Source organism: Algoriphagus sp. 10J20-15, from assembly GCF_055809615.1.
This window is the reverse complement of sequence record NZ_JBVVUG010000024.1, coordinates 44,070-58,326: the sequence shown is the minus strand read 5'-3', so window position 1 is coordinate 58,326 and position 14,257 is coordinate 44,070. Positions and strand designations below refer to the sequence as shown.

Here is a 14,257-nt window from a genome sequence, read left to right as displayed (position 1 = left end):
AATTCCTATGAAAAAATCCAAAATAGCATCAGTTCTTATGGGATTAGCCTTAATGTCTGCCTGTAATCCAAAGACCTCCACTTCTGTCGAAAATTACTGGCCGAAAGCGGGTGTGACCTACGAGATATTTGTACAGTCTTTCAATGATTCTGATGGAGATGGGATAGGGGATATAAATGGAGTGACTGAAAAACTTGACTATGTATCGGAATTGGGTGCCAATGCTATTTGGTTTATGCCGATAATGCCTTCTCCGAGCTATCACAAATATGATGTAACAGATTATAAAGCAATACATCCAGACTATGGAACTATGGATGATTTTAAAAAGCTTTTGGATGAGGCACATCAAAGGGATATTAAAATTGTAATTGATTTAATCATAAACCATAGCAGTAGCGATCATCCTTGGTTTCAGGAATCCAAGAAGGGTAGGGATAATCCTTACAGAGATTATTACGTATGGGCTCAAAAGGACACAATTGCGGATTTTATTGAGAAAAAAGTCATCACCCTAGATTCAGATAATATCACTCAATGGCATGACCCAGGTATTGGGGAGGATTATTATTACGGTTTTTTTATTGGAGGGATGCCAGATTTGAATTTTGACAACTCAAAGGTTAGGCAGGAAATTTTTGATATAGGGAAATTTTGGCTTGAAGAAATAGGAGTCGATGGCTTTAGGTTGGATGCTGCAAAGCATATTTACCCTGATGACAGGGCGGGCGATAACCATGAATTTTGGAAAGAATTTAGAGCTGAAATGACCAAAATCAACCCGGATGTCTATTTAGTGGGCGAAGTTTATGATAAGAAGGAAGTTGTAGCACCATTTTTACCAGGATTACCAGCTTTATTCAATTTTGATTTTCATTACACCTTGATTGAATCATTGAATAAAATGGATGGGATGTTATTGGTCAATAAAGAAAAGGAGGTGCTGGATTTCTATCAGAGCATTACTTCAGATTTTATTGATGCGACAATATCTTCAAATCATGACCAACCAAGATTACTCAATGAACTTGGTTCTGATCCGGAAAAATATAAACAAGCAATAGCTATTCTTATGACCATGCCGGGAGCCCCTTACTTATATTATGGAGAAGAAATTGGCATGTTAGGGTTAAAGCCCGATGAGCAAATTCGTGAACCTTTCCTTTGGGATGTAACAGACAAAGATACAGGACGTGCTACCTGGATAGAGCCAATGTATTCAACAGACAAAACGGTTACTCCATTGGCTTTGCAAAAAGATGATCCAACTAGCTACTTCAATCATTACAAAGAGTTGATTTACCTTAGAAATACCAATCCCGCGTTGGCAGTTGGATCACTTGAGTTGCCAATAAATACTTACCCGAAATCAGTAATGGCTTACTTGAGAAATCTTGGTGAGCAAGAAGTTTTTGTTTTGCATAATCTTGGTAAAAAAGAAATCTCCATTAATTCTCCTGAAGGTTTTGAGCAAGAAATTTTTTCTCTGGGAGTTGTTGAAAAAGCAGGAGACCAAATTAAATTGGGTAAAAACTCCAGTGTCTTTTTGATGAAGTAGGCTATTCAACTAGCAAGAAAGCCTTTTCTATTGATCAGACTTTCTTGCTAGTTTTCGTTTTCTTTTACTTCTTCTTCTAATTCTTTCAATTTTGCTATGGCACTTTCGAGGGTTGGTTCTAATGCAACTACTCTTTTAAAAACCTCAATAGCGCGATCCTTTTGGTTATTTTTTGTTAATGCTTCTGCATAACTATTTAATACGCGTGGAGAATAAGGGAAGATCACCGAGTTGATTTCATAGGTGAGTAATGCCTGAGGCAATCGATCCGAAGTCTCGAATAAATAACCAAGGGTATTCAGCTCCTTCTCTTTGCCAACCCGTTGATACACTTGGTTGAAATGAGATTGGACATTTCTGTAAATAGAATCTAGAGGTTCCGAATCAAATAATTCCAGAAGGTAAGTCGCAGCACGGTAATTAGGCTCTGAGGCATAGCCAAGTGCGATTTGGGCTAAATCAGTTTCCAAATCATTCACGGGGAATTCAACAATCCGGGAATACTCCTGATCATTTTCCTTGAAGATAAAAGTCGGTACTCGATGGATTAGCATTCCTTTTTCCTCTCCATTTGGACCTTGCTTATACTGCTCTTCTCCGTCATATAAGGCAGTGAATTTGAGTTGGTCTTCACTTAACCCTAGCTCATTCCAAAGTTTCACGAACTGTGGAACCCAGCGTTTGCTGTCTCCACACCATGTACCAATAAAAATCTCCACTTCCGTATCTTCCAAATTCTTTTTCCAATCTGTATTTTTCCCCGATAGTTGAAATAATTTTTCGCTCTCCGCATACCAGCTTTGGAATGCAGTATCAGTTCTTAAAATATTCAGATCAAATTCACCTGCCAGGTGCTTTTCGCCTTGAGAATTTAAATAGGTTAGTGGAGTTTGGGCTAGAATCTTATTTGAGATTAAAAGAATAAGAGCAATTAGAAAATGTCGCTTCATTGAACTGCTATTAAAGAGTAGATTAAAATTGAGATTAAGCTAAAGCAAAAAGTCCAAGGACTCAACCTTGGACTTATGAATTTTAAGATATTTAAGAATAATTAAGTAGATAAAATTTTAGCTACTCGGAAATCATCTTCGTCTACTGATTTGTCATCTACGATTGCTTTTTTGATAGGCGTGTAAACAACCTTATTATTGATCAGCCCTGCCATCACATCATATTTCCCTTGCAACAATCCTTCAATTGCGGATACACCAAGTTTGGAAGCTAGGAGACGGTCATAGGAACTTGGAGAGCTCACCCCTTTGCAAATGCCCTAGAATAGTCACCTTGATGTCATAGTAAGGAAGGTGTTTTGAAACTAGTGCAGCAATTTCTGTTGCACCACCGCTTTTTCCACCTTCAGCTACGATCACAATATTGGATGCTTTTTTGGCTTTGGTTCTTATCCTTAATTTGTCTACCAAATGCTCAATAGGCATTTTCTTCTCTGGGATCAAGATAGCGGCTGCCGCACTTCCAATACCAGCATTGATAGCAATAAATCCTGCGTCTCTTCCCATTACTTCCACGAAGAAAAGCCTGTCATGTGAAGTTGCAGTGTCGCGGATCTTGTCAATGGCCTCAATAGCCGTGTTACAAGCTGTGTCAAATCCAATGGTGGAATCTGTGCCGGAAAGGTCATTGTCTATCGTTCCTGGTAGCCCAATAGCTGGTATCCCAAATTCTTTATAGAATAAATGAGCTCCAGTCAGAGAGCCATCCCCGCCAATAACTACCAAAGCATCAATGCCATGGCTTTTTAGATTATTATAGGCTTTTTGTCTTCCTTCTGGTGTACGGAATTCAGCACTTCTTGCAGACTTCAGGAAAGTTCCACCTCGCTCAAGTACATGAGTAATGTGCTTTGACTCTAATTTTTTAATGTCATTAGAAATCATCCCTTCGTAACCGCGGTAGATTCCATACATTTCTATATCGTAGTAAAATCCTGCTCTTACTACAGCTCGGATTGCAGCATTCATTACAGGAGAATCGCCTCCAGAAGTTAATACGCCAATTTTTTTAATGGTTTTAGGTTCCATTTTTTAGGTTTGAGTGAAGGCCTTAAACATTAGGTCGGCCGAAGCCGGGTTGGTTGCCAAAGGGATATTATGTACGTCACATATCCTCATTAGCATTTGCACATCTGGTTCGTGCGGATGTTTGTCAAGTGGATCTCTGAAGAAAACAACCATTGCTAACTCTTTTTGAGCAGCCAAAGCGGCAATTTGAGCATCACCTCCGTAGGGTCCGGAAAGTAATTTTTCAACTTCAAAACCAGCTTTTTCAATATGAGAGCCGGTAGTGCCTGTAGCTACTAAATCCACATCTGCCTTCTGCAGTCTTTCGCGGAATCCACTTAAAAAATGTACCATGTCGGCTTTTTTACCGTCGTGGGCTATGAGTGCTATTTTCATAGAGTGTTAGTATAATAGGTTCGTGTCAAAGTTAGGAAAAAATATTTCCCTACTTGACTGGTGGAAATTATTTAAAGGTGACTTAATATTTACTTGGGATTCTATTCTCAAGGTATAGTAGGAAAGTGTATTCCAGTGCCATTTCTTTGAGGGAATTAAATCTTCCTGAAGCGCCCCCATGTCCTGCATCCATATTAGTATGTAAGAAAAGCAACTTAGAGTCTGTTTTCATATCCCTTAATTTTGCCACCCACTTAGTAGGTTCCCAATATTGCACCTGACTATCATGAAGGCCAGAGGTAATCAATAAATTCGGATATTCTTTAGCCTCTACATTATCGTATGGAGAATAAGAAAGCATATATTCGTAATAATCTTTGTTCTTTGGGTTACCCCATTCTTGAAATTCTCCCGTGGTCAAAGGGATACTTTCATCCAGCATGGTAGTTACTACATCCACAAAAGGAACTGCTGCGATTAGTCCATTGAATAAATCAGGCCTCATATTCATTACAGCTCCCATTAACAATCCTCCAGCACTTCCTCCCATACCGTATAAATGGGATGCTGAAGTGTATTTCTGGGAGATAAGGTGTTCGGCACATGTGATGTAATCGGTGAATGTATTTCGCTTTTTTCAGCATTTTTCCATCTTCATACCACATACGGCCAAGGTCTTCTCCGCCACGTATATGTGCGATTGCGAATACAAAGCCTCTATCCAGCAAACTTAGCCTACTGCTGGAAAAATATGCATCCATGCTATAACCGTAGGAGCCATAGGAATACAGCAAAAGTGGATTGTTACCATCCGGAGAGAATTTGTCGAATTTTATACACCAAGGAAATGGGCACCATTACGCCATCTTCAGCTTTTGCCCAGATTCGAGCTGAGGTGTATTGTGTGCTATCATAGCCACCAATGATTTCTTGTTGCTTCAGCAAAGTTTTCTCTTTAGTCACCATGTGGTAATCAAAGGTACTGGCTGGAGTTACAAGGGAATTGTAACCGAATCGGAGAATTGAAGTCTCAAACTCGCAGGGGTTAGTACTATTCTCAGGCAGTGTAAGTTTCATCGTCAAACTCTAAGGAATCACCCAGACGTTCCATCCCAAGGTTTAATATTGATTTTACAAAGTCCTTTAGTTCTTTCTTGTACAGCCAGGGAAATGGGAGAAAATATCAAAGTCTTCTAATAAAACGGTTTCTCGATGTTCAAATTCCCTCCTCCCAATTTTCTATCCTAGGGCTTGCTATTGGCGTTTTGACTAACTTGAAGTTCTGTGCTTTATGATTTGTTCTAATCCAGAAGTGGTCCTGATAGTGATCAGCAGCATATTCCACATATGGAATTCTGGCTTGAAGTAATCTGAATTCGCTTGTTGGATCAGCAGAATCCAAAAATCTTATTTCTGAAGAAATCGTGCTTTCAGAATGGATAAGGATATATTTTTCAGACTTAGTCTTATGAACTACGCATGAAAATTCCTCATCTTTTTTCTTCATAAATAAGTCTGTCCTCAGCTGTAGGAGTTCCAAGTCTATGTGAATAGATCTGATAGGAGCGAAGTGTGTCAGGGTCTTGTTTGGAGTAAAACAGCGTTTGATTATCTGCTTGCCCAGGCAAAATTACCCGTGATAGCTGGGATATTATCTGGGAGGATCTCTCCAGTTTCAAGGTTTTTGAAGTGAATCTCATAGATTCTTCTGCCCACTTGATCACTAGCAAAAGCCAGAGTTTTAAGATCTGAGAGTGGCTGCAGTTCCCCCAACAAGGTAGTATGCCTTGCCTTCTGCAAGTAAATTAACATTTAAGAATACCTCTTCCGGCGCATCCAAATTCCCTTTTTTGCGGCAATACAGTGGATATTCTCCTCCAGTCTCATATTTGATGTACCAGTAATAGCCGGATTTGAAGTAAGGAACACTTTCGTCATCTTCCTTTATTCTACTTTTCATTTCCTGAAAAAGCTCTTCCTGAAATTTTTCTGTAGATTTTAAACTTGATTTCAGGTAATCATTCTCAGCATTTAAATATTCTATTACCTCTGGGTTTTCTCTATCTCGCATCCAATAATAATTATCGATGCGTTGATGCCCATGTGTTTCTAATAAATGGGCTATTTTTTTGGCTTTAGGTGCCTGCATTTTTATTGAGTAATTAAGCTTGCAATGTTAAGGAAAAAAACGGCGCCAGAGTTCGCTTCCTAGTTGGAATATGAGCTATGAACTGCACTTTTTACTAATTAAAATGACTTAGTAACCGTTCATTCCTTGGATTGGTAAATATTTTTTAAAATATTCAATAAATAATATAACCATTAACCAAAATCGTATGGGATTACTTAAAGAGTTTAAAGAATTTGCTGTCAAAGGCAATGTGGTCGATCTGGCAGTTGCCGTGATTATAGGCGGTGCGTTTGGCAAGATCGTAGCGTCTTTTGTCAGAGGACATCGTAATGCCTCCAATCGGAGTATTGCTGGGAGGAGTAGAATTTACTGACTTGGCCATCGTGCTCAAGGAAAGTAGCGTAGGCCCAGCTGGAGAAGAGCTAGGCCCAGTTTTATTGACGTATGGTATCTTTATCCAAAATGTGGTAGATTTTATAATCGTTGCATTTGTGATATTTATGGCTGTAAAGGCAATTAATAGTATGAAAAAGAAGGAAGAAGCTGCACCGGCACCTCCACCACCAGCACCACCTAAGTCTGAGGTTTTACTAGAAGAAATTAGAGATCTATTGAAAAAATAAAAAATAAAAAAGCGGCATAAGCCGCTTTTTTTATTTTTTATCATCATTCTTTTGCCGTTGATAAATGTGTCTGGCAAATTCTCTGGACAATCCGTTTAGTTGAATAATTTGATTGTATGTATGTGATTACGCTGGATAAGTCTTTTACGAACTTCTCTTCGTCAACAATCATTTTTCGCTCAATCTCGAATTTTCTGGCTAGTCTTGCTTTGGCATCTGCTTCTGACAGGTCAATATCTCTTGTTTTACCTAATTCTGACATTTCTCTGAGACTTTTTTCACGGGACTCATTGAAGACATTGTAGATAGGCCAAAATTTCTGAGCCTGTTCTGGCTTTAGGTCCAATCTAGTAGTGATAAAAGCAACTCTTGCAGCTTCTAATTTTTCACGATCATATCTTTCTCCTTGACGCTGGCCATAGGTAGATCCTACAGCTAGGAAAAACATGAGTACTATTATTATAAAATTTTTCATGTGTTTATTTTTTATTTTCAGAGGAAGATTCTCAGGGTGATTAATCATCCCTCTTAGTGTTGTTTTCGGAACACTTACAATCATTTGTAAGTCCGTAGTTTTATAAGCTTAATACCAGTTTTGATCAGTTTCGTCTATGTTATCCACTTCATATAACATCTCCTCCGCAATAATCTGATCTAAAATTTCTTCGGGATTGTCGACCATACTGAGCACATCTTCTGCTGTCCAAAATTGACTTTCTATATATAGATTAACTTCTTCATCCATAGAAAAAGTTTCTAACTGGGAATTCGAGGAATTGAATTGCCAAACTCCTAAGCTCACGACAAGGACTGCGCCCACAGCCGCGTATTTCATCCAATTGATAGATCGATTAGGTTTGATTCTATCCATTATATTATCCGGGAGGCTATCGAAGTAATTATCGGGTGCCTTAAAATCCTTTATTTTTGGAATTTTTTGCATGGTATATATTTAGACTGGGTAGAGTGTCAATAGTTTATTCTAATGTTAAGGAATGTTCGATTTTTTTCACAGCATGATGATAGCTGGCCTTTAGCGCTCCTATACTGGTGCCTGTAATTTCAGACATTTCTTCATAGGTAAGTTCGTCTTGGTATTTCAAATGAAATACTAGTCTTTGCTTGTCGGGAAGGGTTAGCAACGCTTTCTGGAGTAGGCGTTGTATTTCATCTCCGTCGATATTACCAGGTTGATCTATGTAAGATTCCATTTTTTCCTGATGATCTTCAATAGAGAAGAAATATCTTTTTTTCTTCTTTTCTAAGAAGGTCAACGATTCATTGGTAGCAATTCTATACAGCCAAGTAAACAGGCTTGATTGTCCTTGAAACTTGTCTATGTATTGATGTGCCTTAATGAAGGTATTTTGGGTGATATCATCTGCATCTTCATGAATCAAAACCATTCTTCTGATCACATGATATACTCGTTTTTGGTAAGCCTGGATTAGCTGCCTGAACCCCAGGTCCCTAGTTATGGGATCTTGTATGAGCTGAAGGATTTCCTGGTCACCGTTTATATTCATTCGCCTGTTAGACCAAATTTACATGAAAGGGTTTAGTAAGCCAGTAAAAGTTGAGGTTTAAGGCTTGGTTTTCAGCGAGAAAAAATCATTTATTAGATGTAATTAAATCTCTAGTATGTAGTCTAAAATCCCGGCATTTTTACCTTTTGGTCGTGTTACCAGTAGTGGTATGCTGTCATTGTACTGAATCAGTCTTTCTGCCATACTTCCAATGAAAAGGGCTGTGGCAGCAGTTCTACCTTTGGCACCAATAATAATCCCATCCGCATCTATTTCTTTAGCTTTTGCTACGATTTCCTCTACAGGATCATCGTTGACGTCCTGAGTATAGACAGGAATGATTTTGTTTCCCTTGGTGTCTATTTTACGAATAAATTTCTTGTAATTAATTTCGGCATGCAATCGCATGATTTGCGTGAATTCCTCGTAGCTTTTGCCAGTATAATGATATCCAGAAGGTACAGTAAAGACGTTCTGACATACAATCTCAAGTCCACCGTGTTTTTCTGCTATCATGATTGCTTCTTCCAAAGCATCTTTTGAGTAATCTGAGAAATCACTTGGAACGAGCAAGCGCTTCATTTTAGTGACGGATCCTTCAGGGACAATTAACAGTGAGCAGCTTGCCCTTCTTGCCAATCTTGTGGATGCAACTCCTGTTCCCGGCAAATGCACCTTTCTTCCAATCAGAATCATATCGGCTGATTTTTCTTCAGCGAGTTTTAAGATTTTCTTAGACAGGGAACCTTCTTTGACAATAAAGTTTAGAGAAATTCCTTTGGGATGATTGAAATGCTCCTTCACCATTGATTCCATGGCTTCCTGTCTTTCATTGACCATGTTTTCCACCAAATTCGGAAATTCCTCAAGCACCTCTTTAGGAATGCTTAGGTTTTTAATCACATTTCAAGTAGATTTTTTGGTTTGATTCACCTGAGCAATAAAAGCTGCATGCTGAATCAAGGTTTGGTCTAGTGAAGTTTGATCTAGGCAAACGACCATTTTTTTAATCAAATACATAATGCGCCAATGGTTTTAGAGATGCAAATTTAACAGTATTGAGAGTATATCTTTAGTTAATTGTTGAAATATAATTTCGAATTATCCTGATATTCATCTTATTGCTACTATGTGGGGAATTGGTTTGTTGAAAAACTTAAATAATATTCTGAACTAATGGGTTGAGATCCAGAGTTTTCGAAAATGATCTAAATACATACTCGGAATCAAACTCCAGATTTGCCAACCTGCCGTGTAATAAATCGTATATTTGTACTGTCCGGGTCGCCGACATGTTCAAACTTCACAAATTACAAATTTACCGAGTGAAGCCCTTCCCAAAAGCAGGCCTCATCCCGCATCTGCGGGACCTCGATTCTTAAGAATCAGGATAACAGTGGAAGTTTGCGGTTAACAGGCAGCTCAAATCTTGTCAAGTAGGAGGTTTGCAACACTCTAAGATCCGGACTTTTTTACTTTATTTTTTATCCATTCCCACTCATCATTTCCTACACCAATTATCCTTGACCAAAACCAATAAAAACCAACAACAACCATACTGGTTATAATAATATTTGCAATAGGAGATTGGGTAAATGAACCTGCCAAACTTGGGCTGTAAGCAATAAAACCAACAAAAATTATTTTTAAAGTTTCCTTTGAAAAAGGATCAAACCCTAATTTGATTTTTAGAAATAGGTATTTTACCAGATTAAAGAGAAACCCTCCGGCCACTGATGCCATTGCTGCCCCCGTCGATTCCATAGATAGGATCCCGATAATTTAACCCGATAATTAAAACACTCATTCCAATAGTAGCTATCAGATTAAACCGATAATGCTTTGAGAAAACTAAGATTTCACCATTGACGGAGAATACAACATCAAGCAGTTTTCCAAAGCCAATCAGAACTACCACATGCTTTCCTGCCTCATAGATTTCCCGGTTTGGAATAAAAAAATACAATGCATCCAAGTTGGCCCATAACCCAATGAAAAGAAGTAAGCAGATATAAAGTTGGCGATTTGAAATCTGCTTATACAGCTTGTTGATTTCGCCCAAGTTTCCAGTTGCAAAATGATCTGCAATGACAGGCATTACCACCTGAGAGATAGCCCTACGAGGTAATTCTATCACCAAAGCCATACTAAAAGCTATGGTGTAAATGGCATTTGCTTCAAGACTGATCATAGAACTCACCATGATGCTGTCTATCTTCATGATTAAGGTGGAGGCTGCGGTAGCAAGAAAAGTGATCAGACTTAAAGCCAATGAAAGAGGTACGAAAACCTTTCGGAAAAGTATTCCAATGGAAATCTAATTTTAGTACTCCAAGCCAAAGTAAATAGACTAATACGCCTAAAAAAGCTAATCCATACACTAGCACCAGGCCTTGCATTACCTGTTGGAAACTGATCCATTTAAGAAGGTAAGCGCCTACGAGAATTCCTGTGAGTAAACGAAGAAATACTTCTCTAACTAGTGTAGGTACTGCGACTTTTACATAAGACCGACTATAAGCGTCTAGGATACTACTCAATAGCGCAAATAGCGTGATCAAAAGAACCACTCCGAAAAAGTCAATTACTTCAGGGGAATTTACCGCAAAAAGATTGATGATTTCAGTCCTAAAACCTAAAAAAATAGCGCTTACCAATGCGAAACCAGCCATGGAAAAGACTAAGCCATAACTTAGGAAAGCTGATTGATTTGATTTGAGCTGAGGGAAAAATCGAGTTATCCCATGTCCAACTCCAAGCTGGGCAAAAGGAACGAATAGTAATCCTAAGTCCTGGATTGTGCGAAAGGCACCTAACTCAGAAGCATCTAAGGCATAAGGATAGAGCCAAAGTACATTGACATACCCTATCACTATTTCTCCCAGGTAAGAAAAAAAGGCGGTTTGAATACTCTGCTTGGCTACTTTGCCCATGAGCCTAAAAGTATCAAAAAACTAGCATTAAGAGATTATTTAGTGTAAAAATCAAGGTTTGGCACATTTATCACATCCAGCTTCAGTTTTTGATTTGAAGAAATACTTCTTTACCAAAAAAGCCAAAGCTGCTATAACTACTATTCCAACGATGATTTCCTGCCACATATTAGGATAAAATTTGATAGACCAGCAAGGCCGATAAATAGGCCAGTGCAGTCATATATACTGTCTGAATCAACGGCCATTTCCCAGCCTTTTGTTTCCCTATACACCACGGCAAGCGTACTCATACACTGCATGGCGAATGCGTAGAATACCATCAGTGAAAATGCGGTGGCTTTATTATAAACTTTATCTCCAGTTATAGGATTGATTTGCTGATTCAATTTTTGTCGGATAGTAAGCTCATCTTCTGTATCTGCCCCTATGCTATATATAGTAGCAATTGTTGATACAAACACTTCACGTGCTGCAAATGATGCAATCAATGCGATTCCAATTTTCCAATCGTATCCTAATGGTCGGATTACCGGCTCAATTGCTCTTCCCATAATCCCAATGAAAGAGTTCTCAAGTAGGAGGGAAGAAGTCTCATTTTCGATTTCAGTAATTTCCTCGGGAGTTGCCTGCGCTAATTTCACTTCGCTTTCAGGCTCGATAGAATCCATTCTCTCAGGCGGGCCATAGGAAGCCAATACCCAAAGTATTACTGAAATCGCAAGGATAACTTTACCAGCCTCAAACACAAAAGTTTTGGACTTATTGTACATGGTCATCAGTACGTCTAACCAACGAGGGGCACGATAAGTAGGAAGCTCTACCATAAGGAAGCTTTTCTCCTCAGTTTTCAGGATGTTTTTCAGAAGCAAAGCAGTGAATAATACACCTATAACTCCTAATAAATAAAGTCCTAGTAAAGTAAGCGCTTGAAGGTTTACAAAACCAAAAACAAGTTCGTTAGGGACTACCAATCCTATTAGAATCACGTACACAGGGAGTCTGGCCAGCCCAAACTCCTCGATGGGGTCACCATTATGGTGATGATTTTTTCCTTCCAATTGCCAATGTTCCTAGCAGCCATTACCCAGGAATAGCGCAGGCGACGCCTGATACTAAGGGAACTATACTTTGCCATGAAGTCCAAAGGGACGCATCCAACGATCCATCAGAAATACCACTCTGGACATATATCCGGTATCTTCCAGAATAGCAAGAAAACCAAAAAGCATAGCGATCTGAGGGATAAATATTACTACTCCCCCTATGCCCGGTATTATGCCTTCAGTTATTAAACTGGAGAGAGGTCCTTCAGGTAGTAGGCTGGAAACAGAGCCGGCAAGCTCAGCAAAAAATCCATCTATCAAATCCATAGGCACAGAAGCCCAAGCAAAAATCGCCTGAAAGATCACCAATAAAATTCCTCCAAATATGACATAACCAAATACTCGATGGAGTAAGATTTTATCAATTCCAGACTCCTTCTTTACATCAGGAGTTTTTACTACTGCTTTTTCTACAATTGAGGTGATAATTCTATATCGAATTTTGGTTTCCTCGAGCTGTGCTTTTTCAAGGTTAAAGTTGGTTTCTTCAAGTTTTGCCTTGATCCAACTTCTGTTTTCCAATGAAATGGTTTTATCTTTTTCTCCAAAACGAAGCATTTGATATGCCTGATAGGAGTTCGAAAATTCAAATTTTTCTTTTACTTCATTTAGTATGTTACCAGGAACTACCTCTTCAATGGTTATAAAAGACGATTTCTTACTAAAGTTTTGTTGATGAATTAACTCACGAATTTGGTCCAAACCTTTTTCTCCCCTGGCATCTGTGCTCAAAATAGGCACTCCTAGGGCTTTGAAAATCTCAAAGGTTTTAATCGCAATATTTTTCCTGGTGGCAATGTCAGCCATATTTAGCACCAAGGCCATATTTAAGCCCAAATCGATTAATTGAGTAGCCAAGAATAGTCCTCGAGAAAGCTGGCAGGAATCAATTACCATTAATACGAAATCTGGCTTCTCCTCTTCACTCAACTGGTTCAGAACTCGATGCGCTATGATTTCATCTTCCGAGTTTGGGTATAGACTATAAGTTCCGGGTAGGTCAATGATCTCATAGTTTGACCCATGATACACCATAGAACCGGTCCTTTTATCTACAGTAACTTCAGGATAATTACCGATTTTTTGGTTTAATCCAGTGAGTTGATTGAAAATAGTTGATTTACCAACATTCGGATTCCCGATGATGGCGATTTTTGGAGATTTGACTTGGGAGGGAATTGTTGACTCGGTCATGAAATTCAGAGCAATTGTACTTCAATGAGTGAAGCTTCGGTTTTTCTAAGGGCGAGTATAGTTTCATCAAGCTTGAATGCCATAGGTCCTCCCATTGGAGCGGAATGATGCAGGGTGATTGTTTTCCAGGCAAAAACCCAAGCTCCATCAAGTTGATTTTCAATGGAGAATCTAAAATTTCTTTTATAATTGCTGCCCGGGTGACAGGTATAGAATCAGCTGTAACGATCATATATTTGTATAGGTCTTTTGACCGGTTGCAAAAATAGAATTATTTGGAATGAATCTAAAGAAAAATAAAGAAGATTTTTGTCATGTTTTAAAATTCCTTGGTCATTTTATCGAATGCCTCCCAATTACCAGAATAAATTCCTTGCTAATTTAAAGGAGTATTTTGATTTCAAAATGCAGGATAAGCTCCCTTTCTGGCTCTGAGGGTCCCTTTAGGTTCGGTAAATCATTCTTGTATAATTCACCCTGTCTCTATAGCAATTCATCTATTGTGAAGGATTAGGCTTGAAGATAATTTAATCCAACTAGCAGAAAAAAAATTCTACCACCGGGAAAAGTGCTGACATCAGTTATTAGCGAAGTATAATTGTAGGTTCCTTATCCCTTGACCTAGGTTATAGCGAAATACGCACACATGGTAGTCCTGAAGATTCCAATGAACTGGAATGCTTATTTCAATAGACTCAAGTGGATATAACTTTTTCTGGTTAAATGTTATTCATCAGTACAGCTAATTCCATAGGTGATAATGCGTCCTCAG

Annotated in this window: 15 protein-coding genes and 6 pseudogenes; 2 read left to right on the top strand and 19 right to left on the bottom strand. The window is 38.6% G+C overall.

Going from position 1 to position 14,257, the window contains the following annotated elements:
* Window positions 1-7 precede the first annotated feature (7 nt).
* Window positions 8-1,558 (top strand): alpha-amylase family glycosyl hydrolase, encoded by a 1,551-nt coding sequence (locus AC0L6R_RS09510; RefSeq protein WP_377918556.1) that lies wholly within the window; start codon window positions 8-10, stop codon window positions 1,556-1,558.
* Window positions 1,559-1,605: 47 nt separating this feature from the next.
* On the opposite strand, the gene AC0L6R_RS09505 is transcribed toward AC0L6R_RS09510, so the two are convergent.
* The 9 genes and pseudogenes from AC0L6R_RS09505 to AC0L6R_RS09465 form a co-directional block, all read right to left on the bottom strand.
* On the bottom strand, window positions 1,606-2,508 hold the full coding sequence (locus tag AC0L6R_RS09505) for a tetratricopeptide repeat protein (protein ID WP_283414307.1): 903 nt from the start codon (window positions 2,506-2,508) through the stop codon (window positions 1,606-1,608).
* Between the two features lie 101 nt (window positions 2,509-2,609).
* Window positions 2,610-3,597: pseudogene (pfkA, locus tag AC0L6R_RS09500) on the bottom strand (6-phosphofructokinase).
* Between the two features lie 3 nt (window positions 3,598-3,600).
* The gene (locus AC0L6R_RS09495) at window positions 3,601-3,972 is read right to left on the bottom strand and encodes a methylglyoxal synthase (protein ID WP_111613051.1); all 372 of its coding nucleotides are present in this window, start codon (window positions 3,970-3,972) and stop codon (window positions 3,601-3,603) included.
* Between the two features lie 82 nt (window positions 3,973-4,054).
* Window positions 4,055-4,594 (bottom strand): annotated as a pseudogene (locus AC0L6R_RS09490) (prolyl oligopeptidase family serine peptidase); the annotation flags it as partial.
* Between the two features lie 67 nt (window positions 4,595-4,661).
* Window positions 4,662-4,733: pseudogene (locus tag AC0L6R_RS09485) on the bottom strand (hypothetical protein); the annotation flags it as partial.
* Between the two features lie 43 nt (window positions 4,734-4,776).
* Entirely contained in the window at window positions 4,777-5,049 is a 273-nt protein-coding gene (locus tag AC0L6R_RS09480; RefSeq protein ID WP_473270963.1) for a hypothetical protein, read from the bottom strand.
* 139 nt (window positions 5,050-5,188) lie between these two features.
* A pseudogene (locus AC0L6R_RS09475) lies at window positions 5,189-5,672 on the bottom strand (hypothetical protein).
* Window positions 5,581-5,784, bottom strand: coding sequence for a hypothetical protein (locus AC0L6R_RS09470; protein ID WP_473270962.1), 204 nt, complete (start codon window positions 5,782-5,784; stop codon window positions 5,581-5,583). The pseudogene AC0L6R_RS09475 and the gene AC0L6R_RS09470 overlap by 92 nt, the downstream one beginning before the upstream one ends.
* Window positions 5,714-6,121: a hypothetical protein gene (locus tag AC0L6R_RS09465; RefSeq protein WP_473270961.1), complete on the bottom strand. Its 408-nt coding sequence runs from the start codon at window positions 6,119-6,121 to the stop codon at window positions 5,714-5,716. The genes AC0L6R_RS09470 and AC0L6R_RS09465 overlap by 71 nt, the downstream gene beginning before the upstream one ends.
* Window positions 6,122-6,308: 187 nt before the next feature.
* Between AC0L6R_RS09465 and mscL the strand changes: the two are divergent.
* Window positions 6,309-6,726, top strand: a pseudogene (gene mscL / locus AC0L6R_RS09460) (large-conductance mechanosensitive channel protein MscL).
* 43 nt (window positions 6,727-6,769) lie between these two features.
* Here the strand turns inward: mscL and AC0L6R_RS09455 are convergent.
* The 10 genes and pseudogenes from AC0L6R_RS09455 to AC0L6R_RS09410 all read right to left on the bottom strand — a co-directional run bounded on the left by AC0L6R_RS09455 (window position 6,770) and on the right by AC0L6R_RS09410 (window position 13,568).
* On the bottom strand, window positions 6,770-7,201 hold the full coding sequence (locus tag AC0L6R_RS09455; RefSeq protein WP_473270960.1) for a hypothetical protein: 432 nt from the start codon (window positions 7,199-7,201) through the stop codon (window positions 6,770-6,772).
* A gap of 108 nt (window positions 7,202-7,309) precedes the next feature.
* Window positions 7,310-7,669: a hypothetical protein gene (locus AC0L6R_RS09450; RefSeq protein WP_473270959.1), complete on the bottom strand. Its 360-nt coding sequence runs from the start codon at window positions 7,667-7,669 to the stop codon at window positions 7,310-7,312.
* A gap of 34 nt (window positions 7,670-7,703) precedes the next feature.
* Window positions 7,704-8,252, bottom strand: a complete 549-nt coding sequence (locus AC0L6R_RS09445) for an RNA polymerase sigma factor (protein WP_473270958.1) — start codon at window positions 8,250-8,252, stop codon at window positions 7,704-7,706.
* 102 nt (window positions 8,253-8,354) lie between these two features.
* A pseudogene (locus AC0L6R_RS09440) lies at window positions 8,355-9,272 on the bottom strand (universal stress protein).
* Window positions 9,273-9,963: 691 nt separating this feature from the next.
* Complete coding sequence (locus AC0L6R_RS09435; RefSeq protein ID WP_473270957.1) at window positions 9,964-10,473, bottom strand: lipopolysaccharide biosynthesis protein; 510 nt, start codon at window positions 10,471-10,473, stop codon at window positions 9,964-9,966.
* Window positions 10,430-11,185 carry a lipopolysaccharide biosynthesis protein gene (locus AC0L6R_RS09430; protein WP_473270956.1) on the bottom strand — a complete coding sequence of 252 codons (756 nt, stop codon included), beginning with the start codon at window positions 11,183-11,185 and terminating at the stop codon, window positions 10,430-10,432. The genes AC0L6R_RS09435 and AC0L6R_RS09430 overlap by 44 nt, the downstream gene beginning before the upstream one ends.
* 51 nt (window positions 11,186-11,236) lie before the next feature.
* Window positions 11,237-11,353, bottom strand: a complete 117-nt coding sequence (locus AC0L6R_RS09425) for a FeoB-associated Cys-rich membrane protein (protein WP_283414316.1) — start codon at window positions 11,351-11,353, stop codon at window positions 11,237-11,239.
* Window positions 11,326-12,246 carry a nucleoside recognition domain-containing protein gene (locus AC0L6R_RS09420; RefSeq protein ID WP_473270955.1) on the bottom strand — a complete coding sequence of 307 codons (921 nt, stop codon included), beginning with the start codon at window positions 12,244-12,246 and terminating at the stop codon, window positions 11,326-11,328. The genes AC0L6R_RS09425 and AC0L6R_RS09420 overlap by 28 nt, the downstream gene beginning before the upstream one ends.
* Before the next feature lie 63 nt (window positions 12,247-12,309).
* Window positions 12,310-13,485 carry a FeoB small GTPase domain-containing protein gene (locus tag AC0L6R_RS09415; RefSeq protein ID WP_473270954.1) on the bottom strand — a complete coding sequence of 392 codons (1,176 nt, stop codon included), beginning with the start codon at window positions 13,483-13,485 and terminating at the stop codon, window positions 12,310-12,312.
* A 5-nt stretch (window positions 13,486-13,490) separates the two neighbouring features.
* Window positions 13,491-13,568: a hypothetical protein gene (locus tag AC0L6R_RS09410; protein WP_473271021.1), complete on the bottom strand. Its 78-nt coding sequence runs from the start codon at window positions 13,566-13,568 to the stop codon at window positions 13,491-13,493.
* Between the last annotated feature and the right edge of the window lie 689 nt (window positions 13,569-14,257).